We start from the raw sequence: 24,901 nt of genomic DNA, 5'->3' as shown, positions 1-24,901 counted from the left end.
CCCGCTGTTCTTTCCAGTGATCGTCTTTGAAAGGTGCGTGTCGTGGACTCTGCGCGCGAACGGATCCGTACGGCTTCACGCCTCGTCGTGAAGGTGGGTTCGTCCTCGCTCACCACTCCGCAGGGAATGATCGACGTCGACCGGGTGGACGCCCTGGTGGACGTGCTCGGCGCTCGGCGGAAGTCCGGCACCCAGATCGTGCTGGTCTCCTCGGGTGCGATCGCGGCGGGCCTCGGCCCGCTGGGCCTGCCCGCCCGGCCACGCGACCTCGCCACCCAGCAGGCCGCGGCCTCGGTCGGCCAGGGCGTGCTGGTGGCACGCTACACCTCCTCCTTCGCCCGGTACGGCCTGCGGGTCGGCCAGGTGCTGCTGACCGCCGACGACATGATGCGCCGCTCGCACCACGTCAACGCCGAGCGCACGCTGGCACGCCTGCTTGAGCTGGGCATCGTCCCGGTGGTCAACGAGAACGACACCGTGGCCACCGACGAGATCCGCTTCGGCGACAACGACCGCCTCGCCGCCCTGGTCGCTCATCTGACCAGGGCCGACGCGCTGGTGCTGCTGTCGGATGTGGACGCTCTCTACGACGGCGATCCCCGCCGCCCCGGTGCCCGCCGGCTTACCGAGGTGCGCGGCCCCTCCGACCTCGTCGGGGTCGAGCTCGGCAAGGGCGGCGCGGTCGGCACCGGTGGCATGGTCACCAAGGTTCAGGCCGCCAAGATCGCCACAGGGGCGGGCGTTCCCGTGGTGCTGACCGCCGCCGCGCACGCGGCCCAGGCTCTCGCGGGAGCCGATGTCGGCACCTATTTCCATCCCGAGGGCCGCCACCCGGGCACCCGCCTGCTCTGGCTGGCTCACGCCACCACCGGCCGAGGCCGGCTCCACCTGGACTCCGGCGCCGTCGAGGCCGTGGTGAGCCGCCGCAAGTCACTGCTTCCCGCGGGGGTCACGGCGGTCGAGGGCGAGTTCGCGGCGGGCGACCCGGTGGATCTGTGCGGGCCGCTCGGCCAGGTGGTCGCGCGCGGCCTGGTCAACTTCGACGCGGGGGAGATTCCCGGACTGCTCGGCCGTTCCACCAGGGAACTGGCGGCCACCCTGGGGCCCGAGTACGAACGAGAGCTCATCCACCGTGACGACATCGTCATACTGGAATTCCACCACTAGTTCTTTTGGGAGCGCGAGATGTCCGAGGACTTCCTGAAGGTAGCCCTGGCGGCTAAAGAGGCCGCCGCCGAGCTGGCCCCGCTGCCGAGGGCGCCGAAGGACGCCGCGCTCCGTGTGATCGCAGACGCGCTCGTGGCCGGGTCCGCCGAGATCGTCGCGGCCAACGCGCTCGACGTCGAGAAGGCCAGGGAGAGCGGGATCTCCGAATACATGATCGACCGTCTCAGCCTTGACGAGGCCAGGATAGAGGCGATCGCCGAGGCGGTCCGCCAGGTCGCCGACCTTCCCGACCCGGTGGGTGAGGTGATCCGGGGCAACACGCTGCCCAACGGGCTGGAGCTGCGCCAGCTCCGGGTCCCGCTCGGGGTGATCGGCATCATCTACGAGGGCCGGCCCAATGTGACCGTGGACGCCGCGGCGCTCTGCCTCAAGAGCGGCAACGCCACCCTGCTGCGCGGCTCCTCCAGCGCGTACGAGTCCAACACGGTTCTCGTCAGGATCATGCAGGAGGCGCTGGCGGGCACCGAGGTGCCCGCAGGGGCCGTCCAGCTGGTCCCCGGATTGACCCGCGACTCGGTCAAGCAGCTCATCCGGGCCCGCGGCCTGGTCGACGTACTGATCCCGCGAGGCGGCGCCTCGCTGATCAATTCGGTGGTGGAGGAGTCCACGGTCCCGGTGATCGAGACCGGGGTGGGCAACTGCCACGTCTATGTCGACGCCGACGCCGACCTCGACCTGGCGATCCAGATCCTGATCAACGCCAAGGTCCAGCGTCCCTCGGTCTGCAACTCCGCGGAGACGTTTCTGGTGCACGCGGCCGTGGCCGACGCCTTCGTGCCGCGCGCGCTGGCCGCGCTGGCGGCGGAGGGGGTCACGGTGCACGGCGACGCCCGCGTCGCGGCGTACGGCGACGTGGTGCCCGCGAACGAGGAGGACTTCCGGATGGAGTATCTCTCGCTGGACATCGCGGCCGCCGTGGTCGACTCGCTGGAGGACGCGGTCGCGCACATCAGGAAGTACGGCTCGGCCCACACCGACGCGATCGTCACGCGCTCGGTCAGCGCCTCCCGCAGGTTCGTCGCCCTGGTCGACTCCGCGGCCGTGGCGGTCAACGCCTCGACCCGGTTCACCGACGGCGCGGAGTTCGGCTTCGGAGCGGAGATCGGCATCTCCACCCAGAAGCTGCACGCGCGCGGCCCCATGGGCCTGCCGGAGCTGACCTCGACCAAGTGGGTCTACACCGGCGAGGGCCATCTGCGCACCAGCGAGGGCACGGTCCTCGCCTCGGCCGAAACCGGCCCGAGATAGAGGGGGCCAGGTAGGCGACGGCCAAGCCCTGACCGTTTCAAACACGGGAACCGTAACCGGGAAGTGATTCAGCCGCCGGGTAAACCCGGCGGTCCCCTCGCTTCGCTGAACATGATGGTGAAGCCGGCATACCGGGGGGTTCGTCGGGGATCTCGTTCGGCGACCTCGGTGGTTGCCGAGCGTTACGGTGTGTCGCTCCGTGTGATAGCGGTCGCTTATGGTTTGACTGGGCTTCATGGAAATCGTAGTTGTATTCCTTTTCATAGCTTTTGTTCTTTTTGGCGTGGATCGGCTGCTGCTGTTTCTGGAGAGCCGCGGGCATGTCAACTGGCGCCGCACCCGGCGCCGCGACCTGTCGGCCGAACCCACCGCGAAGCTCGACAACCTGCTGGAAGACCCGGCCCGCGACCCCGGGCGCCGGCGCTGAGGTGCCCCGCCCGCGACCTGACCCGAGCCTGAGAATGCCGGCGGGGACGTGCGCGTCCCCGCCGTGCCGATCTTTTCGGGAGTCCGGCGTGCCATCGGGAAAACGTCACACTCGCCCGCTATGGTGTGGTCTCCTATGGCTGGACAGCAGGGAAGCGAGCGGTAGCGAGCGACCCGACAGGCGCAGCGGTCCCTGACCCATGTGGCCGACGCAGGAGGTCACATGGGTCGTCTCGGGCGGGTCGGTCCTTACACGTTGCTGGAGCGTCTCGGCCGAGGAGGCATGGGCGAGGTCTACCTCGCCACCTGCCGCCGTGGCGACAACGTCGCGCTCAAGGTCCTTCACGGCATGGTCGGCACCGACTCCGAGGCCCGGATGCGCCTGGAGCGTGAGGTCCGCGCCCTTCGCAGGGTCGAGAGCCCCTATGTGGCCCGAGTCGTCGACGCCGACCTCGACGGCGACCGGCCCTACCTGGTCATGGAGCACATCGAAGGGGAGACCCTGCTGGAGCGGGTGCGGCGCGGCGGTCCCCTGGAAGGCGGCCTGCTCACCCTCGCGCAGGGGCTGGCCACCGCTCTGTCGATCATTCACGCGGCCGGGGTCGTCCACCGCGACCTCAAGCCCGCCAACGTGCTGGTCAACGAGGACGACGAGCCCGTCCTCATCGACTTCGGCATCGCCCACGTCCTGGACGCCACCCGGCTCACCCTGACCGGCACCTTCCTCGGCACCCCCGGTTACGCCGCCCCCGAACTGTTCGCCGACGAGCCCGTGGGCGAACCCGCGGACGTGCACGCCTGGGCGGCCACCGTGGCCTTCGCCGCGACCGGCCGGCCCACCTTCGGCCGGGGCACGGTCGAGGCGCAGATGTACGCGATCCTCAACGGCCAGGCCGACCTTGAGGGGGTCCCGGCCGCGCTGCTGCCCCTGATCCGCGCGGCCCTGCACCGCGAGCCGGCCAAGCGCCCGACCGCGGCCCTCCTCGCCGGACGCCTCGGCCGCCTCGCCCGGGTGGTGCCGGGCGAGGCGGGGACCGCCCAGAAGGCGGACGACCCCGCCGGGGAGCAGCCCGGCCCGGCCAGGAAGCGGGAGAGCCGTTCCAAGCCCCGCGCCAAGGGCGACGAGTCCGCGAGGAGCGGCCGGCCGGCCAGGGCGGAGACAGGCAGGGGGAGGTCACCCGCCCCGGCGGACGGCTCCGCGGAGCCCGCGCGGGCCGTACGCTCTCCTGCCGCCTCGGAGGGCACGTCACGCGGCGGGCGGGCGGCGCTCGCCTCAGGCGAGGCGCCCCGCGCGGGGCGAGCGCTCCTCGCGGCGGGGGAGACGTCACGGGGTGGGCGTCAGGCTTCCCCGACCGCTGAGGTGCCCGGCGGCGGGCGTCCGGCCTCCGCGGCGGGGGAGGCCTCGCGGGGCGGGCGTCCCTCCTCCGCGGGCGGCAAGGCGACCCGGCGCCAGGCGGGCGGAAGGCGATCCGGCGGCGCGGCCGGGGAACTCCAGGCCCCGGGCCGGGCAGGGCCGCTGCCCACGGGTAACGCGGCACTGCTCCTGCTGGCCGTGCTGGCCGTGCCGTGCGTCGTGGCCACGGTCATCTGGCCGCCGGCCACCTTCGCCGTCACCGGCCTGTTCGCCACGCTGGCCCGCGCACTCTGGGCCGGGCACTGGCTGGTCAGGAAGCGCAAGTCGGCCAGGGTCCGGGTGGCCCTGCGGGTGCTGTGCTTCCCAGTGATCTTCGCCGTCTCGTTGCTGACCGTCCTGGTCTGGCCGGGGCTGCCGGCGGCCGCCCTCGCGGGTCTCGCGCTCTGGCTTACCCTCGGTGGCTCGCTGCCGCCGGAGTGGTGGCTGCACTCCGCCCCGGTCGCCGCCTCCGGGGTTGTGTTCGGCGTCGTCTGCGGCGGCCTACTCGGCAGGGAGATCGAGCGGATCGGCGCCCGGCTCGTCGAGCTCCGGAAGGAGGGCCTGCGCGCGCTCGCCGTGCTGGGCGGCTTCGTCGCCCTGTGCTCCGCGGCCGTACGCGTGATCGCCCTTCTCGTGTAGGGGTCCGTCAGGGCCGTGTCTCGCCGCGTGGCCGGCGGTCACCGCGGCACGCCGCGGCTCCGTCCTCAGCCTCGCGAGGCGGCAGCCGACCGAACCTCGCCATGGCAGGATCCGTGGGGCGGGGCCCAGGGTTCGGGGTCTCCACGCTCAGGGAAACACGCTCAGGGAAAGAGGAAAGGGTCCGGGGGCAGTCACCCGGACCCCGCTGGCGGAACCTTCCCTCAGTTTCCATCGCGGCGGGAGAAGCGGTTGAAGATGCGCTCCCCGGCGTTGACGGCACCCTCGGCCACGTCGCGCAGGACACCGATGAACGGGTCCTGGGACTGCGACCAGGATTCACGGTAGGAACGGGCGGCGGCCCTGACCTCTTCGGAGATCTTCGCGTTGGAGTCGTCGGTGCGGCGGGGGTATTCGCCGGCGACGATCGTGTCGTACTCGCCGCCGCGGCGCCACTTGTCGAGCTCGGCGACGCGGGAGACGGCGAACGGATGGGTGGTGCCCAGCAGGTTGAGGACCTTGAGCAGGCCGTCGCGGACGTCGCCCGCGGTGTCGTACTCCCGTGCCTGGTCGAGGAAGGCCTCGATGTTCATCTCGTGCAGCCGCGAGCCGCCGGCGAGCTTCATCAGGGCGCGCAGTGCCGCGTCGGGGTCCTGGCCGCAGAGCAGGCCGCCGCGGTCGGCGGAGAGCTCGGACTTGCGGTGCCACTCCTCCAGGCCGGCCACGATCGCGCGCAGGCCGATGTAGCCGAGCGGGATCCAGGCCACGCGCGAGGCCAGACGGGTCAGGATGTCGAGCATGGTGCGGTAGACCGCGTGACCCGACAGGATGTGGGCGGTCTCGTGGCCGATGACGAAGCGCTGCTCCTCTTCGTCCATCAGGTCGAGGAGGCCGGTCGTGACGACGATGAACGGGTCGTCGAAGCCGATCGCCTTCGCCTGCACCAGCGGGCTCTGCTGCACGTAGACCTCGGGAATGCGGTGGAGGTCGAGCGTGTAGGCCGCGTCGCGGCCCATGTCGTGCAGCGCTCGGAACTGCGTGTCACCGGTGCGTACGGCCGAGGCGAGGTAGATCAGGCGCAGGCGGCGCTCGCTGACCAGGCCGGACATCTGCTTGAGCACCGTGTCGAATCCGCTGAGCGATCGGAGGGCGACCAGCGCGGACCGGTCAGCGGGATGTTCGTAGGCGCGTGAGCTGATGCCGGGAAGCTGCACACGGTTGCGATCCGGGGTGGTGGTCATGTCCGGCATGCTACGTCGGGTCTGCCTGCCACGCGCGGGGGGTGATTAAAAGCTCTGTACGGCTTGCGCGTATGGTCCGTTTCATGATGAACGCGCCTACCGGGCAGGGGAAGCGGCGCCTGGGCGTCATGGGCGGGACCTTCGATCCGATCCACCATGGTCACCTGGTCGCGGCCAGTGAGGTCGCCCACCACTTCGACCTTGACGAGGTGGTCTTCGTGCCGACGGGACAGCCCTGGCAGAAAGCGGACAGGACCGTCTCCGCGGCGGAGGACCGCTATCTCATGACGGTCATCGCGACCGCCTCCAACCCTCGCTTCTCGGTGAGCCGCGTCGACATCGACCGCCCGGGACCGACCTTCACCATCGACACGCTCAGGGAGATCTCCTCCGCCTGGGGGCCCGACGTCGACCTCTACTTCATCACCGGCGCCGATGCCCTGGCCCAGATCCTGAGCTGGCGCGACGTCGACGAACTGTTCACCATCGCGCACTTCGTGGGTGCCACCAGGCCCGGCCACGTCCTGCACGACCCGGGCCTTCCTGAGGGCAAGGTCAGCCTGGTGGAGATCCCGGCGCTGGCCATCTCGTCGTCGGAGTGCCGCGAGCGGGTGGCCTCGGGCGAGCCCATCTGGTACCTCGTCCCCGACGGCATCGTCCAGTACATCAACAAACGTGGTCTTTACCATTGAGAGGGCGGCCGACCGGCGTTCGCATCATCCTTCCGCTGCCTTCGGGCATTTCCGGGAAGTTCGAGAGCCGCATTCATGATCGAATCCTCTCATCAGGTCGGATCCCGCTTGGATCAGGACGTGTTTCGCTGATTTTCGCTATGATTCGAGAAGTTTGCGTGGGACGAGTATCCGCAGCTCAACCGGCTTGATCGCTGAACGGTCCGGGCCCGTGCCCGTCCCACCGGAGATCGGCAAGCGCGGCCCCGACCGCGAAGGACGCCCCCGATCAGGCCGTCAATCCGTTTGCGGCACGGAATCGGGTGGCACACGATAGGCGTTGTTCAAACGGTGGCTCTTCAACGAGCGCCGAATCGGGCACCCTGATAGGTGACAGCGCCGACTAGCAGGAGGACTGACCCAAACCGTGACAGCAACCGACAGATCCATTCAGCTCGTCAGGCTCGCCGCCGAGGCGGCGGCGGACAAGCTGGCCGATGACATCCTCGCCTATGACGTGAGCGATCAACTCGTCATCACCGACGCGTTCGTGCTCTGCTCCGCCACCAACGACCGCCAGGTCCGCGCCATCGTCGACGAGATCGAGGACCGGCTGCGGATCGAGGCCGACGCCAAGCCCGTCCGCCGCGAGGGCGAGCGCGAGGGCCGCTGGGTCCTGCTGGACTACATCGACATCGTCGTGCACGTCCAGCATGAGGAAGACCGCACCTTCTACGCGCTTGAGCGCCTGTGGAAGGACTGCCCCTCCATCGCGCTGCCGGACAGCGTGACCCAGGTCGCCGCCCAGCGCGCCCGCGGGGCGGTAGCTGAGTGAGCCGTCGCGTCGTCTGTCTCAGACATGGTCAGACGCTGTGGAACGTCGAGCACCGCTTCCAGGGGCACAGCGACATCCCGCTCGACGAGACCGGGATCGCACAGGCCGCCCGCGCGGCCTCGCTGCTCGCCGCGCTCCGCCCGAGCATGATCGTTTCCTCCGACCTGCAACGGGCCTTCGACACCGCCTCGGCACTGGCCCGCGTCACCGGCCTGGACGTGGCGGTCGACAAGGACCTGCGTGAGCGGGGTGGAGGTCAGTGGGAGGGGCTCACCCGCCAGGAGATCTCCACCGGGTGGCCCCGGGAGTTCGCCGCCTGGGAGGCGCCCGGTGGTGAGGAGGTCGGCGACGTCGCCGACAGGGTGGCGTCGGCCGTGCGCCGCTGGGCGGCGCAGGTCGACTCCGACGGCCTGCTCGTCGTCGCCTCACACGGGGCGGCGATCCGGCTCGGCATCGCCAGGCTCATGAACCTGCCGCAGGAGTTCTGGCCCGCCCTGGGCGGCCTGGGAAACTGTTCGTGGTCGGTGCTGGAGGAGTCGCGCAAGGGCTGGCGCCTGCTGGAGCACAACGCCGGGACCCTCCCCGAGCCGGTCAGCAGCGACGACAGCCCCGAGGCCACCCAGGAGTGACCTCGTACGGTGCGGCTTGCGCCCCGGTGGCGGGCGCGGGCCGTGTGGCCGTCGATTAGGTGAACATGTCGGTGTCCTTATATGCTTCCCAAGCGCCGCGACGAGAGCACTCGAAGCGGTGACCAGGGGCTATGGCGCAGCTGGTAGCGCGCCTCCATGGCATGGAGGAGGTCTGGGGTTCGAATCCCCATAGCTCCACAGTTAAATGGCCTCTGACCTGCGCTTTGGTGCAGGTCAGACATCCCATGGCCGTTTGTGTCAAGCGGCCATGGGATGTGATGGCTTCACCACGCCGTCCGGTTCGCGCTCGCCGCGGATCTCGGCACGCCTCGCCGGGCCGACCGCGCGCCCGTGCTGAGCAGCGCGTGGGTCAACCGGGCCTCCTCGACGGTGATGGCCAGCACCGGGACCAGAGCCGACGCCTGCCGTTCGGCCTCGGCCATGGCCCGGCCGTGGGCGATCTCCCTGACGATGAGCCCGAGCGGGATCAGGAAGGCCAGGGCGATCATCGAGGTCCCGGCGACGGTGAGCAGGGCCAGGGTCCGTCTCACGGCGGTGTGATCAACATGACCCCCACACCGCGTACGGTGTGCAGGTAGCGGGGGGAGGACGCGCTCTCGCCGAGCTTGCGCCGCAGCCACGACAGGTGGACGTCGATCGTCTGGTCGTCACCGTAGGACTGTTGCCACACCTCGGTGAGCAACTCCTTGCGGGAGATCACCCGGTCGGTGCGGGCGGCGAGGTAGGCGAGGAGGTCGAACTCGCGTCTGGTGAGGGTGAGGGGGGCGCCGTCCAGGTGGGCCTCGCGCCGGTTCAGGTCCACCGACAGCGCGCCGACGCGCAGCAGCGGCGGTGGGGTCGCGCTCCGCGCCCGGCGCAGTACGGCGTCCAGACGGGCGTTCAGGTGGTCGCCGGAGAAGGGCTTCACCAGGTAGTCGTCGGCCCCCGCCCGGAGCAGGCGGACGATCTCCGCCTCGTTGTCCCTGGCCGTGGCGATGATGACGGGGACGCTGGATACGCTGCGGACCATCTTGAGAGCCTCCGCCCCGTCCAGGTCGGGGAGTCCGAGGTCGAGGACCACCGCGTCCGGGGGGTTCTGGGTGATCTCCCTCAGGGCGTCGAGGGCACGTCCCGCGCTGCGTACGGCATGCTGGCGCCTGCTGAGTTCCTGAATGATCGCGGATCGTACGTACTCGTCGTCTTCGACCACTAGAACTGTCGCCATGTCATGTAACGGTAGTGAATTATGGGACATATGACGCAATAATCCGTGACGTGCGGCAAACGCTGGGGTTTGTAGCGGTGTGGTGCGGGGCCACCGTCCTGGCGATCTCGGTCGCCTGGTTCGGCGTCCGCGACGTGCTCCGCAGCGAGGTCTTCGAGGACGCGAGCATCGAGCCCCTCAACGCCGTCGCCGGCCGTACCGGAGACTCCGGGCTCCCGCTGGGGGCGCCGACGGGCCGCAGACGGGGCCGCAGGTCGTCGGCGTTCCGACAGCCTCCTCGGCACCTGTCCGGACCCCGGCACCCCGTCTCACGCCGCCCGCGCGGGGTACCGCCAGGCCGCAGCCGGCCCGTTCCCCGTCGAGGACGGCCGCGCCGGTGCGCACGCGGGACACCGGGCTCTCCCGATCGGCGCCGTCCCCGTCGAGGCCCGGATCCGGCACGGCTCGGCGGTCTTCTGCATCGGTGGGGAGAGCCGCACGGACCTGTGGGAATACTAGGATTCGCCGATCTCGCGCAGCCGCGCGGCGGCCTCGGCGACACGATCCTCGCCGAAGACCGCGATGCCGTGCAGTTCGAGCAGGGCCGCGGTGACTCCGTGGCCGGGGACGCGCCGGCCACCGAAGGTGCCGTCGTAGACGGTCAGGCTGCCGCAGGAGGGGCTGCTCTCCTTCATGATCGCGACCTTCACGTCGAAGGACCTGGCGACGGCGAGTGCCGCCTGAGCGCCGGCGAGGAAGGCTGCCGTGACGTCGGTGCCCTCCGCGGTCAGCACCCGGGCCGCCCCCGAGAGCACAGCCGTGCCGCCGGCGCCGCCCTCGATCTCCGCGGCGGGACGTGGGACGGCCAGACCGCCCTCGACCTCCGGGCAGAACGGGATGAGCCGCCCCTGGCGCTGCCACGCGGCCAGCAGCGCGTCGCCGCTCGTCTTGGCGGCCCCGTCGTAGCGGACCTTCCGCCCCATCAGGCAGGCACTGACCAGGATCCTTTCCACGGCCTCAGAATAGGCGCCGCGAAAGGGAGACTGACCAGGATCCTTTCCACGGCCTCAGAATAGGCGCCGCGAAAGGGAGGGCGAGGGGGGCGGGCAGTAACCTACTGCCCATGCTTTTCGATCCCCTGAGGTCTCGATGATCGGCCCGCTCGCAACCGGTCTGATCCTGTTCTCTCTGGCGATCGGGCTGTTCAGCCTCCTGACCACCGCGCGGAACAGGGCGATGGGGAGAACGCTCCTCATCGCGCTCGGAGTGCTGGAACTCGGGCTGCTCGTCCAGGCCGGGTTCGTGATCGCCGCGATGGTGAGGGGCGAGGGGCCGGCGGGGACGGCCACGCTCATCGGCTACCTGGCGGGCAGTGTGGTGATCCCGCCGGTGGCGGCTTTCTGGGGGATCGGCGAGCGCTCACGCTGGGGCCCCGCGGTGATCGCGGTGGCGGGCTTCGCGATCCCCGGCATGGTCGGGCGGCTGCTCCAGATCTGGCAGGGACTGCCGTGAGCGAGCCGGCGATCGGCAGCGGACCCGGCCGCGCGCTGGTGGCGGTCTACGGTGTGTTCGCCCTGGCCGCGGGGGCCCGCGCCGTCGTACAGGTCGTGACGCGCCTTCAGGAGGCCCCGCTGGCCTACTGGCTGTCGGCGTTCGCCGCCGCCGTCTACATCGTGCTCACCGTCGCGCTGGCCAGGGGGAACCGGCCCCTGGCACTGGTCGCCTGCGGTATCGAGCTGGCCGGGGTGCTCATCGTCGGCACGCTCAGCATGGTCTACCCCGAGGCGTTCCCGCGCGCCACGGTCTGGTCGGGCTACGGAAGTGGATACCTCTTCATTCCGCTTGTGCTCCCGGTCCTGGGGCTTTACTGGCTTCTGCGGCGCCGCTAGTTAGATCCGGCCCGCACCGGGCAGGTCCGTCTCCCGAACCGACCAGACCGCAAGGGAGGCACGGTCGGCAAATACCTTCAGCGTGGAAACCTTGTCCTTGGGGATGGGAGGAAACGCGGCGCGGTGCCGCACGGTTCGGTATCGAGTCGCGCGGCGGCGAGACCGGTGCCTGGCGCGGGGATGTGCCGGGGCCGACACGAGCACTGCGTCCGTGTCGGCGGCACCGGCACGACAGGTCCGGGCCGTACGTCTGACGCAGGCTCGCCCGGTGTGACCCCAGGCATCCGGTGCCCGGACTGTCCGGGTTCTCTGGCATCGGAGCCGGAGTTGCGCCGGTGCGTGGGAGAGCCGGGCCACGCCCTGTAAAGGGGGGCGTGGCTCGGCTTTCACATTGTCAGCGGTTTCCGGTCACCTCCGGTCCGCCGCGCCGGTCAGGAACAAACAGCGGTTTCAGTCCTGTTAAAGTTGAGGTCAGCCAATCATCCTACGATTGGATGAAATCACGGAGAAGGACTGAAACCCGCATGAGCGTGCTAACCCATCAGACCAGGGGCCGCACAGGTGGAACGACAGGCTCGCTCGCCTGGCTGCTCGTGCTGGGAATCGTTCTCGCGGCGCTGAACCTGCGCACCGCCGTCACGAGCGTCGGGCCGGTTCTCGACCAGATAACCTCCGGCCTCGGCATGACCGCCCTCGGAGTCGGGCTGCTCACCACGCTCCCCGTGCTCATCTTCGCCTCGGTCGGCGCGCTGACCCCTGTGCTGGCCAGGAAGGTCGGCGAGCACCGCCTCCTGCTCCTCTCCCTCATCGTCCTGGGCGCCGGCCTGCTCATCCGCTCGATGGTGGACTCGGCCGAGGTGTTCCTCTACAGCAGTGCCCTGGCGCTGTCAGGCGGAGCGGTGGGCAACGTGCTCATCCCCAGCCTGATCAAGCGCCACTTCCCCGGCCGGGCCGGGACCATGACCACCGTCTACACCACGGCCCTCGCGGTGGGCACGATGCTCGCGGCCGCCGCGACCGTGCCCATCCAGCGGGCCACCGACGGCAACTGGCACGTTGCCCTCGGGGTGTGGGGGGCGCTCGCCGCCGTCGCCGCCATTCCGTGGCTTGCGCTCGCGCGCAGTGAGCCGGAACGGCGCGGCGCGGGCGAGGGAACGGGGGCCCGTGCCCTGCTCCGCAGCAGGCTGGCCTGGGCGGTCGCGGCCTACTTCGGCACCCAGAGCATGGTCGCCTACATCATGTTCGGCTTCCTGCCGAAGATCCTCATCGATGGTGGCTACACCAGCGGGCAGGCGGGTCTGATACTGGGCGTCTTCACCGCGATCGGTATCCCGGTCTCACTCATCGTGCCCTGGGTCGCGTCGAGGTTCTCCGACCAGCGGCCGGTGGTCGCCGCCTTCGTGGCCTTCTACACCGCCGGCTTCCTCGGTCTCTGGCTCGCGCCCGCCGGCCTGGCGTGGCTCTTCGCGAGCCTGGTCGGCGTCGGGATGGGATCCTTCCCGCTCGCGCTCACCATGCTCGCCATGCGCACCCGCACCCCCGAGGCGACGGCCGCGCTGTCGGCCTTCGGGCAGAGCACCGGGTATCTCATCGCGGGTGCCGGACCCCTGGTCATCGGTTTCACGCACGAGTCGACCGGCGGCTGGACGCTGCCGTTCCTGCTGCTGCTCGGGGTGGTCGCGGTGCAGTTCGTGGCCGGCTGGTATGCCGGTCGGCCGGCATACCTGGAGGACGAGCGGGTCCGCGCGCGCTGAGTCTCCTGTGCCGGTGCGGCTTGCGCCCTCTCGGGGGCGGCGCAAACCGCACCGGCATAGCGGTCAGGCGATCGAGTGCGGCTCCGGGGGCCCGCTCGCCGGATGGCCGCAGGGCGGATGACGTATTCACGGCCCTCCGGTGTGGCATAGCCCGGTAAACGGCTGTTTACTGCCGCGCTCTACCATGCGAGAGCAGAAGTCGGCAGCGAAGGAGCGTGCAGTGACGGGAACGATCGTCGCCGAACCGGACACCGCGCAGCAGGGCGGACATCTCTGGCTGACCCTGGTGGCGCTCTCCGCGGCAGGGATGGTCGTCTCCGTCCAGCAGACCGTGGTCATCCCGCTGCTGCCCCGGTTGATGGCCACCTTCGGTGTGTCGGTGGCCGAGGTCACCTGGGTCTTCACCGCCTCGCTGCTCGCCGCCGCGGTGGCCACGCCGCTGCTGTCGCGCCTCGGCGACATGTACGGCAAGAAGCGGATGATCCTGTTCACGGTCGGCCTGCTCGTCCTGGGCTCGTTGGTCTGCGCCCTGTCCGGTTCCCTCCCCGTGCTGATCGCCGGCCGGGCCCTGCAGGGCGCGTCGGCGGCGCTGGTCCCGCTGGCCATCGGCATGATCAAGGACACCTTCCCGCCCGCCAGGGTCATGACGGCCATCGGGGTGGTCAGCGCCACGATGGGCGTCGGCGGCAGCATCGGCATGATCGTCACCGGCCTGATCGCCGACCGCACCCCCAGCCACCACCCGGTCTTCTGGATCACCGCGGGGCTCGGCGTGACCGCGGCCGTTCTCATCGTGCTGAGTGCCCCCGGCGGCGGAACCGGTGCCGGAGGCCGCCCCGACCTCATCGGTGCGGCACTGCTGTCCGTCTGGCTCACCTGCCTGCTGCTGGCGATCTCCAAGGGCAACGACTGGGGCTGGGGTTCGGGAGCCGTCATCGGGCTGTCCGCGGGCGCGGGCGGATTCGGCGCCATGTGGGCCTTCAGCCAGCTGCGGCTCCGGGCGCCGATGGTACGGCTCCACCTGCTCGCCGGCCGCCACTCCCTCCCTGCCAACCTGGCCTCGCTGCTTCTGGGCTTCGCCATGTTCGGCTCCTTCACCCTGATCTCCAGCTTCGTCCAGACGCCCCCGTCCGCCGGGTACGGCTTCGGAGGGTCCGTCCTCGACGTGGGTCTCTACGCTCTGCCCAGCACCGTGACCATGCTGCTCTCCTCCTTCATGGCCGGCCGTCTCTCGGCCCGGTTCGGCCCCGCCTACTCCCTCGCCCTCGGCGCGGGCCTGTGCACGATCGGATTCGGCTGGTTCACCCTCTTCAACGACTCGGTACTCCAGTTGGTCGGTGCCAACGCGGTGCAGGGGCTGGGCTTCGGCATCGCCTACGCCGCGCTGGGCGCGCTCGCCGTGCAGCACGTGCCCATGGACCAGAGCGGTATCGCCAGCGGTATCAACTCCCTGGTCCGCTCCATCGGCGGCAGCCTCTCCGGCGCCGCCACCGCCGCGCTCCTCACCACCATGACCATCGCCGGCACCGCCGTCCCGTCCCGGGACGCGTACGTGATCTCCTTTGGCATCGTCACCGCGAGCGCCCTGGGGTCGGCGGCCGTCGCGCTCGTGTCCGGAATGATGGCGCGAGGGGTATCTGAAGTCGGTTAAGATTTCATCTGCATCGCAAGGGGCTATGGCGCAGCTGGTAGCGCGCCTCCATGGCATGGAGGAGGTCTGGGGTTCGAATCCCCATAGCTCCACAGTGGGCCGTTCTTGAGGCGGCGTGCAGGAAGTTGACGAGATCCCGTCCGGTCACCTCGACCGGACGGGATCTCGTTTTTCCGGGCCGGTGAGGCCGTCGGCGGGCTCGTCCGAGCGGGTGCGGCGACCGCGAAGAAGGGTGCCGGCGGTGTTCGGGAAACGATCATTCCTCGCACGGGAAGCGATCTTCCAGGGGGCCCGGTTCGGCCAGGTCACGCCCACTCGTGAACATCCCACAGTGTGATCGCGGGTCGGCAAGGGGCCCGGGATTTCCCCGAGGCCCTTTTTCGATCTTCCCGGTCAGTCCTCCAGCCCGGCGTGCAGAAGATGGCTGAGGAGGGTTCGGATGGCGGCGGTGTGGGGGGAGGGCAGGAGCTGGGTCAGGAAGATCACGGTCAGATGGTGACGGGGGTCGATGAGGAAGATCGTTCCGGCCGCGCCGGACCAGCCGTACTGGCCGGGGGCGCAGGTGATGCCGTGGGCGATCGGATCCAGGTCGGTGGAGAAGCCGAGGCCGAAGCCGAAGCCGTTGTAGCGGCCGGGGTCGGGGACCGTCACCGCGACCTGGGCGAGATCGACGCCGCCGGGCAGGTGGTTGGCGGTCATGAGGTTCACCGTGCGGCGGTCCAGCAGGCGGACGCCGTCGAGGGTGCCGCCGCCCAGCAGCATCTGGGTGAAGCGGTGGTAGTCGGCCATGGTCGACAGCAGCCCGCCGCCGCCGCACAGGAAACCGGAGCTCTTCAGCACCGTGTCCTCGGCGTGCTCGACCAGGTCGCCGCTCTCGTCAGGGGTGTACAGGCGGGCGAGACGGGCGCGCTGCGCCGTGGTCGGGGTGAAGGTGGTGTCGGTCATCCCCAGTGGCGCGAAGACGCGCTCGGCGAGGAAGGCGTCCAGGTCCTGCCCGGAGACGACCTCGATCAGGCGGCCGAGGACGTCGGTGGAGACGCTGTAGTTCCAGCGGGTGCCGGGTTCGAACAACAGCGGCAGCCCGGCCCAGGCGTCGGTGAGCTCGGCCAGGCCGCGGCCCGGCGGCTGCGGCGAGCCGAGGCCCCGGGCGCGGTACATCTCGTCCAGCGGGTGGTCCAGGAAGGCGCCGTAGGACAGGCCTGAGGTGTGCTGGAGCAGGTGACGGATCTGGATGGAACCCCGCGCGGGCTCGGTCTCGGGGGTGTCCGCGTCGCCGCCGGCGAAGATCCTCATGTCGTGGAAGGCCGGTAGGTAGCGCTCCAGCGGGTCGGCCAGGTCGAAGCGGCCTTCTTCGTGGAGGATCATCGCGGCGACCGAGGTGATGGGCTTGGTCATCGAGTAGATCCGGAAGATCGTGTCATCGCGGTCGTCCAGGCCGTGGGAGCGGCGGTGGACGACCTGCCCGTGCCGGCTCACCAGGAGTTGCCAGCCGGGCAGGACGCCGTGGTCGACGTACTCGCGTAGCCGCTCGTCGAGCGCGGTCAGGCTTGACGGGTCGAGGCCGTGGGAGGCGGGGTTCGCCGCGGTCTGCATGGGCCGGTTCCTCTCCGGGCGACGAGACGCGCCGTAATTGAAGCGATGTGCGCGATGCTGTCCCACAGCGCGGCACGGAGTCAAGAGTGTAGACGCATGTTCATATATGTGAACTAGAGAGCCCCTTTTATCTGCTTATGCCGCAAATCGGACATATGTGAAACTGGTTATCAAAAATATGCATAGTAGATCAAAAGTGTACGGCAAGTTCATGTATGTGAACTTCGGTTCTCATGCTTGACAGTTCGGTGCGAGTTGGCGCACGATTCCGCTCGTGTGAACGGTGCGTTACCAGAGGCGCATTCCGGAGGGCCGTAAACCAGAAGGGCAGTTCGCGATGATGAGGCAGCAGACAGGCTCGGCGTTGAGTTCGCTGCGCACCGGGGGGCGCGTCGACCCGCTGGGGATGCCCGGCACACCGCCGCGCCTGTCCTGGTCGGTCGCACCGGACGCCGGGATCGATCCCGGCACGTTCTTCGAGGTGTCCGTCGCCGTCTCGGAGCGCGCGCTGCGGGACGGTTCGGTGCTGTGGTCGGGTGGCGGCGAGCGTCCCTGGGTGGGCTACGGCGGGCCGGAGCCCGCCGCGCGCCGGCGGCTGCACTGGATGGTCACCGCCTTGGATCGTTCCGGCCGGTCCCTGGCCAGCGACGTCGCGTCGTGGGAGGTCGGGCTGACCTCGGCCGCCGACTGGCGGGCTGAGTGGATCAGTGCCGAGCCGGTGGCGTTCCCACGCGAGAGCTGGGACCCCTGCCCGTACCTGCGGCGCGAGTTCGACGTCGAGGACGTGGGCTCGGTCCGGGTGTACGCGAGCGCGCTCGGCCTCTACCGCCTCTGGCTCAACGGCGTCGAGCTGACCTCCGGCGAGCTGTACCGGCCCGGCTGGACCGACTACGCCGTCCGCGTCCACCACCAGACCTTCGACGGCACGGCGGCGCTGCGGCGCGGGCGCAACACCCTCACCGCCGTCCTGGCCAAGGGCTGGTACGCGGGACGCCTCGGCCTGCTCCGCGAGCCCGGCTACTACGGCGACCGACCGGCCTTCCTGGCGCAGCTGGAGGTCGACGGCGTCCCCATCGTCGCCACCGACGGCGAATGGCGTACCGGGCACGGCGCGCTCCAGGCCTCCGACCTGCTGCGCGGCGAGATCCAGGACCTGCGGCAGGAGCCCGCGGGCTGGCACCTGAACGGGTTCGACGACAGCGCGTGGGCCCCGGCCCGGCCCTTCGCCGGGGCACCCGAACTGGTGCTGCCGCAGCCGCACGACTCGATCACCGGTTACCGGACGCACCCCGGCCGGCTGGTCCACGAGCACACGCGCGGCCCGGCCATCTTCGACTTCGGGCAGAACCTGGTCGGCTGGACCAGGCTCACCACGCCCTGCACGCCCTCGGTCGAGCTGATCGTGCGGCACGGCGAGATCCTCACGCCGGACCTGCTGGTCTACCGCGACAATCTGCGCGGTGCCTTCCAGGAGGACCGTTACACCGTTCCCGACCCGGGACCGCACCGCCTGGAGACCTCGTTCACGATGCACGGTTTCCGCTACGCCGAGGTGTGGGGGCTGCCGTCGACGACGCCGTACGGCGCGTACCAGGTGCTGCCGGAGACCTTGGTCGAGGCGCGTTCCGTCACCGGGCTGCCCAGCCGGACAGGCTGGTTCGAGTGCTCCGACGACCGGCTGACCCGGCTGGCGAGCAACGTGGAGTGGACCGTGAGGGACAACTTCCTGGAGGCGGCGACCGACTGCCCGCAGCGGGACGAACGGCACGGCTGGCTGGGCGACGCGGGTGTGATCGCCCCGACCGCCGCCTACCACTTCGACGTCTCCGCGTTCGTGGCCAAGTTCGCACAGGACGCGGCCGACACCCAGGACTCCGACGGGGGCATCCGCAACTACGCGCCGGCCGTGCCGCCGAGCACGTTGAGACCGGGCGCGCCAGGCTGGTCCGACGGCTTCATCCGGTTGGTGCACCTACTCGTCCAGCGATACGGCGAGCTGGCCGCCGCGCGGCGCCTGTTCGAGCCCATGGTGCGCTTCCTCGACCACGTCGACCGCGCCAACCCCGACGGCCTGCGGGTCAACCAGACCGGCGCGGACTTCGGGGACTGGCTGTCCCTGCCCGAGCGCGACGGGCTGGAGCGGCACACCGGGTTCGAATACACCGGCGCGTACTCGACCACGCCCCGGCCGATCGTCGGAACCGGGCACAGCTACCGTTCCTTCGTCCAGCTGTCCGAGATCGCCCATTGGCTGGGCGAGGACGGCGAGGCGGCCCGGCTGGCGGCCAGGGCCGAGCAGATCCGCGCCGCCTACCTGGAGGCGTTCCTGCTGCCGGACGGCAGCATCAAGGAGGCGACCCAGACCGCCTACGCCCAGGCCGTCGGGTACGGCCTGGTACGGGGCGAGGCAGCGTGGGCGATGGCCGACCGGCTCCGCGAGAGCATCGAGCGAATCGGATACGTGACCGCCGGGATCCACGGCGTCGAGCACGTGCTGCCCGTGCTGAGCGCCCACGGGCACGCGGACCTCGCCACCGGGCTGCTGCTCCGCGACCAGATGCCCGGCTGGCTCTACATGGTAGGCCAGGGCGCGACGACGATCTGGGAGAAGTGGAACGGCATCGAGCCGGACGGGTCGCTGGCCACTGCCGAGATGAACTCCTTCAACCACTGCGCCCTCGGTGCGGTCGGCCGCCACCTCTTCGAGGGCGTGGCGGGCATCGACGCCACCGAGACCACCTGGACCGGCGAGGTCGCCGTGCGCGCCCGCTACAGTCGCGAACTCGACTGGGTCAGGGCCGCCTACGACAGCCCGGTCGGCCCGATCCGCAGCCACTGGAAACGGTCCGGCGAGGTCGTCGAGCACGAGCTGGAGGTGCCCGGCGCCGCGTACGCGACCGTGCACGCACCGGTCGGTGCCGCGCTGGAGGCCGGGGGCGCGACCGCCGGCATCGGGCAGGTCCGGCTCGGCCCCGGCCGCCACACGGTCCGCGTGCACCTGGGTTCGCGATGAGGATGCGGACGGTCGTGCTGCGGCTGGCCCGGCTGGCGGCCGTGCTGATCGTGGTGTCGATGCTGTGCTTCCTGAGCCTCAACCTGCTGCCGGGAGACCCGGCCCGGGCGATTCTCGGCGAGTCGGGCACCCCCCAGTCGGTGGCGGCCCTGCGCCAGGAACTCGGGCTGGACCAGCCGCTGGCCGACCGCTACGTGAGCTGGCTGGGCAACATCCTGCAGGGCGACTTCGGCCGCTCCTACGCCAACCGGCAGCCGGTCGCCGACATCATCCTCCAACGGGCCCCGGTCACCGTCGAACTCATCGTCCTCAGCCAGATCATCGCGCTCGCGGTGGCGGTGCCCCTGGCCGCCGTCGCCGCGATCAAGCGGGGAACCGCGGTGGACCGCGGCATCAGCTCGCTGGTGTTCGTGGCCGTATCGGTGCCCTCCTTCGTCCTCGCGTTCGTGCTGATCTGGGTGTTCGCGATCAAGCTCGGGCTCTACCCGGCCAACGGCTTCATCCCGATCAGCGCCGGACTGGGGCAGAACCTCGGCTCGTTGTTCCTGCCCGCCCTCGCGCTCGCCGCCGGCCCGGCCGCGCTCTACCAGCGGGTACTGCGGGCCGACCTCGTCGAGACGTACGGACAGGAGTTCATGAACGTGGCCCGTGCCAAAGGGATCTCGCCGCTGCGGATGGCCGTGCGGCACGCCTTCCGGCCCAGCCTGCTCGGGCTCACCACCTCACTCGGCGTGGTGGTCGGCATGCTGATCGGGTCGAGCGTGATCATCGAGAACCTGTTCAGCCTGCCCGGTCTGGGGTCGATCCTGGCCCAGTCGGTCAGCGCCCGCGACTACGTCACCGTGCAGGGGGTCGTGCTGGTGGCCGCCACGTCGTTCGTGCTGATCAACGCGGCCGTGGACCTGTTGTACGGCTTCATCGATCCCCGGCTGCGGAAGACGCGGACGGTGGGCCGCCAGGTCAGGCGCGCACGGGAGGTGCCGGTCGCGTGAGCACAGGACTTCTCCCCGCAGTGGGCGCCGCCGGCACCTGGCGCCGGCGGTTGCGCGCCTGGCGGCTGACCGACGCGCTGTCGCTGACCTGGCTCGGGCTCCTCGCCCTCGCCGCGCTGGCGCTGCCGCTGTTCCTCCAGCTCGACACCGAGACCATGTCGGCGACCGAGCGCCTTGGCGGTCCCTCCGCCCAGCACTGGCTCGGCACCGACAACTACGGTCGCGACCTGCTCGCCCGTGCTCTGTCCGGGGCGCAGATCTCGCTCGGGATCGGGTTCGGCTCGGTCGCCGCGGCCGCCGTCATCGGGGTGCCGCTCGGCATGCTCGCGGGCTACCTGAAGGGCCGGGTGGACGCGGTCGTCTCCTTCGTGGTGGACGTGATCCTCGCCTTCCCCGGGCTGGTGCTGGCATTGGCGCTGGCCTCGTTCCTCGGGGCCTCGGTCGGCAACGTGATGATCGCGATCCTGGTGCCGATGACGCCGGTGTTCGTCCGGCTGGCCAAGGCGCAGACGATGTCGGTGGCCGGCCGGGAGTACGTGGAGGCGAGTCAGGTGATCGGCACCCGGACGTGGTCGATCGTGGTGCGCGACGTGCTGCCCAACATCCTCCAGCCCGTCCTGGCGTACGCGCTGGTCAGCGTGGGCTCGGCGATCCTCATCGAGGGCGGCCTGAGCTTCCTGGGGATGGGCGTGCCACCGGAGCAACCCTCCTGGGGAAGCATGATCAACAACGGACGGATCTTCATCAGCGAGGATCCGCGCCTGGTCGCGGTGCCGTCGATGTTCATGCTGCTGACCATTCTCGGCCTGAACCTGATCGCCGACCGCTTCCTGTCCCGTTCCGACGCCGCGACGGCAGGTGTGCGATGACCTCCACCGTGACCTCCACCGTCAACGACACGCTGCTGAGCATCCGGGACCTGGTCGTGGAGTTCCCGACCGCAGCCGGGACGGTCCGTGCGGTCGACCATGTGAGTCTCGAACTCGGCTACGGCGAACGCCTGGGCATCGTCGGGGAGTCGGGTTCGGGCAAGAGCGTGCTGGCCCGTACCGCGATGGGGCTCACCCGATCGGGCACGGCCCGGATCAGCGGTCAGATCGTGATCGCCGGACATTCGGTGCTGGATCTCGGCGAGCGCCGCCGCCGGGCGCTGTGGGGACGCGAGGTCGCCATGGTCTTCCAGGATCCGCTGAGCGCGCTGCACCCGATCACCCCGATCGGCGAGCAGATCGCCGAGGCGGTCCGCCGAGACCCCCGGGTGACTCGCCGCCAGGCCGCGGTGCGGGCGGTCGAACTGCTGGAGACCGTGGGCATCCCGCAGGCCGCCCGGCGCGTCCACGCCCGCGCTCATGAGCTGTCCGGCGGAATGCGCCAGCGGGTGGCCATCGCGATGGCCGTCGCCTGCCGGCCCAAGCTCCTGTTCGCCGACGAGCCGACCACCGCGCTGGACGTCACCGTGCAGGCCCGCATCCTCGACCTGTTCGACGAGCTGTGCGCGAGCTTCGGGATCGGGCTGGTGATGGTCAGCCACGATCTCGGCGTCGTCGGCCGTCACACCGACCATGTCGCCGTGATGTACGCCGGGCGGATCGCCGAGCGAGGGCCGGTGCGGGCCGTCTTCGCCCGGCCGAGCATGCACTACACCAGCTCGCTCATGGCCGCGATCCCGCAGCACCGCGCGGCGGAGCAGTCCCTGCCGCGGCCGATTCCGGGGCAGCCGCCCAACCTGCTGGACCCGCCACCCGGCTGCCGGTTCGGGCCCAGGTGCGGGCACGCCTCGCCACACTGCCGCGACGAGCAGCCGCCGCTGCTCGCGCTCGGCGACGTTCCCGGCCACGAGTACGCCTGCTGGCACCCAGGAAAGGCGAGCCGATGACGGAACAGAAGCAGCCGATCTTCACGCTGGAGAACGGCTCCGTGCGGTACGGCGGCGGCCCCGAAGCCGTCTCGGATGTCTCGGTGCGGCTCTACCGAGGGGAGATCCTCGGTCTGGTCGGGGAGTCCGGCTGCGGCAAGTCCACCACGGCACGGGCGATGCTCGGCCTGGTCCCACTGAGCGGCGGCCGGTTGACGCTGCACGGCACGCCCGTGGGCGTCCACGATCGGCGGCTGCGGGCATCGGTGCAGGCGATCTTCCAGAACCCGGCCGCGTCGTTCAACCCGAAGAGGTCGCTGCTCGACTCGGTCGCCGAGCCGCTGCGGGTGCACGGCCAGGGCACCTCGAAGGAACGGCGCGCGCGGGCGCTGGCCGAGCTCGACCGGGTCGGCGTCACCGAGCAGATGGCGGTCCGCCGACCGAACGAGGTCTCCGGAGGCCAGTGCCAGCGGGCCGCGATCGCCCGGGCCACGATCCTGCGGCCCGAGGTGCTCGTCTGCGACGAGCCGGTCTCCGCGCTGGACGTCTCCATCCAGGCGCAGATCCTGGAACTGCTGGCCGAACTGCGCACCGAGCAGGGCCTGGCCATGCTGTTCATCTCCCACGACCTCGGCGTCGTCGCGTCCCTGTGCGACCGGACCGCCGTGATGTACGCCGGGCGGGTGGTCGAGCAGGGCGCCGCGCCGGACATCGCCAACAGGCCACGCCACCCCTACTCGGTCGCCCTCCAGGACGCCGTGCCGTCACTGGATCTGACCGCCGACCCCGAGCCCCGGATCCGTACCAGGACCGGGACCGACGACGTGGACGGCCGGCTCCTGCCCGGCTGCCGCTTCGCCGCGCTGTGCCCGTCCGTCACCTCTGCCTGCACGGCCACTCCGCCCGCGCTGGACGAGCTGTCCCCGCGGCACGAGGTCGCCTGCTACCACCCGTTCGAGCCCGCTGTCCGCTGACATCGGCTCCATCAGTCCCTGAGAAAGAAGGCAACGCAATGCGCGTCCCATATCGGGGTAGCCGCGTGGGCAGGGCGACCGTCCTCCTCCTCGCGTCCGCCACGGCGATCACCATGTCCGCCTGCACGGTGCAGGACGGCAGCACCACCTCCGGCGCCCCCGCCGCCACCGATGCCGTCCCGAAGGCCGGGGGAACCCTGACCGTCAGTGGCGGGGCCGACCTGACCACCCTCGACCCCTCCAAGGGCTCGGCCAACACGATGGCGCTGATCGGCTCGGCGGTCTACGACACGCTGATGGCGGTGCCGAAGATCGGCGATCAGCCGGAGCCGAACCTGGCCAAGTCACTGGTCGAGAGCGATGACCAGATGAGCTGGGAGATGACGCTGCCCACGGGCGTCCAGTTCAGCGACGGAACGCCCTTCAACGCCGAGGCGGTGAAGTTCAACCTCGACCGGAACAGGGCCGAGGGCTCGACCGCGGCGGCGCTGCTGTCCTCCATCGACTCGGTCGAGGCCAAGGACGACAGCACGGTCGTCATCAAGATGAAGCAGCCCTTCAGCAACCTGCCGTACGTGTTCGCCTACGACGGCTCCGGCACCGCCGGGTACGTGGCCTCCCCGACGGCGTTGAAGCAGTACGGCGACGACTACACCGCGCACGCCGCCGGGGTCGGGCCGTACAAGCTCCAGTCGTGGTCGCCGGGCAGCCCGGTGGAACTGGTCCGCAACCCCAACTACTGGAACAAGAACAAGCAGGCCTACCTGGACAAGGTCGTGGTCAAGACCATCGCCGACCCGCAGAGCGCCTACCAGGCACTCCTGGCCGGGGACATCGACCTGATGGCGACCACCTCCTCGACGCTGATGAAGACGGCCAAGGCGAACACCCAGGTCAACTTCGTCCAGGGCGTCGGCGGCGACCAGGACAGCATCATCCTCAACGTGACCAGGCCCCCCTTCGACGACCAGCGGATACGCCAGGCGGTGTCGAAGGCGCTCAACCGCCAGGAGATCGTCGACCTGACCACCGAGGGCCTGGGCAAGCCCGCCGTCAGCCTCTTCCCCGAGGGCAACCCCTTCCACGGCACCGAGGCCAACCCGGAGTACGACCTCGCGGGGGCCAAGGAGCTGATCAAGGCGTACGAGACGGAGACCGGCAAGAAGGCCTCCTTCACCTACACCTGCAACAACGCCAGGGCGGCCACCGACGTCATCGTCTCCCAGCTCAAGGCGGCCGGGTTCGACGTGAAGCTGGACGCGCTGGAGAGTTCCGCCTGGCTGGCGCAGTTCTTCGGCAAGAAGTACGAGTCGATCTGCTGGACGATGGCCGGCTTCCTCACCCCGGACCTGCTGCCGTACCGGTTCCTGCACTCGAGCGGCGATCTGAACACCGGCGGGTTCAAGGACGCCGCCTTCGACGAGAAGGCCGAAGCGGCCCGCGTCACCGGGAGTCCCGAGGAGCAGAAGAAGCTGTGGAACGAGGCGGACGCCGTCCTGACCAGCCGGCTCCCGTGGGTGTGGACGACCAGCGCGCCGATCGGCTTCATCTGGTCCAAGCGGGTGCACAGCATCGACCTCGACGAGCCGGGCCGGCTGCGCTACAGCGTGCCGAGCTTCCTGAACGCGTGGGTGTCGGGCTGACCTCGCGACCGGACGCCTGACCGAAAG

At 70.2% G+C, this 24,901-nt stretch carries 22 protein-coding genes and 2 tRNA genes; 19 read left to right on the top strand and 5 right to left on the bottom strand.

The window, feature by feature from the left end; translation table 11 throughout:
* Positions 1-42 precede the first annotated feature (42 nt).
* The 4 genes from proB to OG884_RS05410 all read left to right on the top strand — a co-directional run bounded on the left by proB (position 43) and on the right by OG884_RS05410 (position 4,933).
* A complete protein-coding gene (gene proB, locus OG884_RS05425) occupies positions 43-1,167 on the top strand; it encodes a glutamate 5-kinase (RefSeq protein ID WP_326642751.1) in 1,125 nt (374 codons plus the stop codon).
* Positions 1,168-1,185: 18 nt separating this feature from the next.
* Entirely contained in the window at positions 1,186-2,475 is a 1,290-nt protein-coding gene (locus OG884_RS05420; protein ID WP_326642749.1) for a glutamate-5-semialdehyde dehydrogenase, read from the top strand.
* A 235-nt stretch (positions 2,476-2,710) separates the two neighbouring features.
* Positions 2,711-2,902, top strand: a complete 192-nt coding sequence (locus OG884_RS05415) for a hypothetical protein (protein ID WP_326642747.1) — start codon at positions 2,711-2,713, stop codon at positions 2,900-2,902.
* Positions 2,903-3,124: 222 nt separating this feature from the next.
* Positions 3,125-4,933: a serine/threonine-protein kinase gene (locus OG884_RS05410; RefSeq protein WP_326642745.1), complete on the top strand. Its 1,809-nt coding sequence runs from the start codon at positions 3,125-3,127 to the stop codon at positions 4,931-4,933.
* A gap of 221 nt (positions 4,934-5,154) precedes the next feature.
* Here the strand turns inward: OG884_RS05410 and OG884_RS05405 are convergent, their stop codons facing one another.
* Positions 5,155-6,180: a M48 family metallopeptidase gene (locus OG884_RS05405; RefSeq protein WP_326642742.1), complete on the bottom strand. Its 1,026-nt coding sequence runs from the start codon at positions 6,178-6,180 to the stop codon at positions 5,155-5,157.
* A 74-nt stretch (positions 6,181-6,254) separates the two neighbouring features.
* Here OG884_RS05405 and nadD point away from each other — a divergent pair, with 74 nt between their 5' ends.
* From nadD to OG884_RS05385, 4 genes are all read left to right on the top strand, one after another.
* The gene (gene nadD, locus OG884_RS05400; protein ID WP_326642741.1) at positions 6,255-6,863 is read left to right on the top strand and encodes a nicotinate-nucleotide adenylyltransferase; all 609 of its coding nucleotides are present in this window, start codon (positions 6,255-6,257) and stop codon (positions 6,861-6,863) included.
* Positions 6,864-7,269: 406 nt separating this feature from the next.
* Positions 7,270-7,677 carry a ribosome silencing factor gene (gene rsfS, locus OG884_RS05395; protein ID WP_030924760.1) on the top strand — a complete coding sequence of 136 codons (408 nt, stop codon included), beginning with the start codon at positions 7,270-7,272 and terminating at the stop codon, positions 7,675-7,677.
* The gene (locus OG884_RS05390) at positions 7,674-8,306 is read left to right on the top strand and encodes a histidine phosphatase family protein (RefSeq protein ID WP_326642737.1); all 633 of its coding nucleotides are present in this window, start codon (positions 7,674-7,676) and stop codon (positions 8,304-8,306) included. The genes rsfS and OG884_RS05390 overlap by 4 nt, the downstream gene beginning before the upstream one ends.
* Before the next feature lie 125 nt (positions 8,307-8,431).
* A tRNA-Ala gene (locus OG884_RS05385) sits at positions 8,432-8,504 on the top strand.
* A gap of 86 nt (positions 8,505-8,590) precedes the next feature.
* Here OG884_RS05385 and OG884_RS05380 read toward each other — a convergent pair.
* The 3 genes from OG884_RS05380 to OG884_RS05370 all read right to left on the bottom strand — a co-directional run bounded on the left by OG884_RS05380 (position 8,591) and on the right by OG884_RS05370 (position 10,523).
* Positions 8,591-8,857 (bottom strand): hypothetical protein, encoded by a 267-nt coding sequence (locus tag OG884_RS05380; RefSeq protein WP_326642736.1) that lies wholly within the window; start codon positions 8,855-8,857, stop codon positions 8,591-8,593.
* Positions 8,854-9,531 carry a response regulator transcription factor gene (locus OG884_RS05375; protein WP_326642734.1) on the bottom strand — a complete coding sequence of 226 codons (678 nt, stop codon included), beginning with the start codon at positions 9,529-9,531 and terminating at the stop codon, positions 8,854-8,856. Before OG884_RS05375 ends, OG884_RS05380 begins: the two co-directional genes overlap by 4 nt.
* 494 nt (positions 9,532-10,025) lie before the next feature.
* Positions 10,026-10,523 (bottom strand): DUF523 domain-containing protein, encoded by a 498-nt coding sequence (locus tag OG884_RS05370; RefSeq protein ID WP_326642733.1) that lies wholly within the window; start codon positions 10,521-10,523, stop codon positions 10,026-10,028.
* A gap of 136 nt (positions 10,524-10,659) precedes the next feature.
* Between OG884_RS05370 and OG884_RS05365 the strand changes: the two genes are divergently transcribed.
* The 5 genes from OG884_RS05365 (at position 10,660) to OG884_RS05345 (ending at position 14,896) form a co-directional block, all read left to right on the top strand.
* Positions 10,660-11,022: a hypothetical protein gene (locus OG884_RS05365; protein ID WP_326642731.1), complete on the top strand. Its 363-nt coding sequence runs from the start codon at positions 10,660-10,662 to the stop codon at positions 11,020-11,022.
* A complete protein-coding gene (locus tag OG884_RS05360) occupies positions 11,019-11,399 on the top strand; it encodes a hypothetical protein (protein WP_326642729.1) in 381 nt (126 codons plus the stop codon). The genes OG884_RS05365 and OG884_RS05360 overlap by 4 nt, the downstream gene beginning before the upstream one ends.
* Before the next feature lie 524 nt (positions 11,400-11,923).
* The gene (locus OG884_RS05355; RefSeq protein ID WP_326642727.1) at positions 11,924-13,153 is read left to right on the top strand and encodes a CynX/NimT family MFS transporter; all 1,230 of its coding nucleotides are present in this window, start codon (positions 11,924-11,926) and stop codon (positions 13,151-13,153) included.
* 220 nt (positions 13,154-13,373) lie between these two features.
* Positions 13,374-14,804, top strand: coding sequence for an MFS transporter (locus tag OG884_RS05350; RefSeq protein WP_326642725.1), 1,431 nt, complete (start codon positions 13,374-13,376; stop codon positions 14,802-14,804).
* Positions 14,805-14,823: 19 nt separating this feature from the next.
* A tRNA-Ala gene (locus OG884_RS05345) sits at positions 14,824-14,896 on the top strand.
* A 301-nt stretch (positions 14,897-15,197) separates the two neighbouring features.
* Here the strand turns inward: OG884_RS05345 and OG884_RS05340 are convergent.
* Complete coding sequence (locus OG884_RS05340) at positions 15,198-16,397, bottom strand: serine hydrolase domain-containing protein (protein WP_326642723.1); 1,200 nt, start codon at positions 16,395-16,397, stop codon at positions 15,198-15,200.
* A 337-nt stretch (positions 16,398-16,734) separates the two neighbouring features.
* Here OG884_RS05340 and OG884_RS05335 point away from each other — a divergent pair, with 337 nt between their 5' ends.
* Genes OG884_RS05335 through OG884_RS05310 form a run of 6 tightly spaced genes read left to right on the top strand, consistent with a single transcriptional unit; the run spans position 16,735 to position 24,874 of the window.
* Entirely contained in the window at positions 16,735-19,410 is a 2,676-nt protein-coding gene (locus OG884_RS05335) for a family 78 glycoside hydrolase catalytic domain (protein WP_326642721.1), read from the top strand.
* Positions 19,407-20,402 carry an ABC transporter permease gene (locus OG884_RS05330; RefSeq protein ID WP_326642719.1) on the top strand — a complete coding sequence of 332 codons (996 nt, stop codon included), beginning with the start codon at positions 19,407-19,409 and terminating at the stop codon, positions 20,400-20,402. The genes OG884_RS05335 and OG884_RS05330 overlap by 4 nt, the downstream gene beginning before the upstream one ends.
* Positions 20,399-21,271, top strand: coding sequence for an ABC transporter permease (locus tag OG884_RS05325; RefSeq protein WP_326642717.1), 873 nt, complete (start codon positions 20,399-20,401; stop codon positions 21,269-21,271). The genes OG884_RS05330 and OG884_RS05325 overlap by 4 nt, the downstream gene beginning before the upstream one ends.
* Positions 21,268-22,278 (top strand): ABC transporter ATP-binding protein, encoded by a 1,011-nt coding sequence (locus tag OG884_RS05320; RefSeq protein WP_326642716.1) that lies wholly within the window; start codon positions 21,268-21,270, stop codon positions 22,276-22,278. Before OG884_RS05325 ends, OG884_RS05320 begins: the two co-directional genes overlap by 4 nt.
* The gene (locus OG884_RS05315; protein WP_326642714.1) at positions 22,275-23,231 is read left to right on the top strand and encodes an ABC transporter ATP-binding protein; all 957 of its coding nucleotides are present in this window, start codon (positions 22,275-22,277) and stop codon (positions 23,229-23,231) included. Before OG884_RS05320 ends, OG884_RS05315 begins: the two co-directional genes overlap by 4 nt.
* A 38-nt stretch (positions 23,232-23,269) precedes the next feature.
* Positions 23,270-24,874: an ABC transporter substrate-binding protein gene (locus OG884_RS05310; protein ID WP_326642712.1), complete on the top strand. Its 1,605-nt coding sequence runs from the start codon at positions 23,270-23,272 to the stop codon at positions 24,872-24,874.
* Positions 24,875-24,901: the final 27 nt, after the last annotated feature.

The organism is Streptosporangium sp. NBC_01755 (assembly GCF_035917995.1).
Taxonomy (GTDB): domain Bacteria; phylum Actinomycetota; class Actinomycetes; order Streptosporangiales; family Streptosporangiaceae; genus Streptosporangium.
Note: the sequence above shows the minus strand (reverse complement) of the source record. Positions and strands in the feature narration are given on the sequence as shown.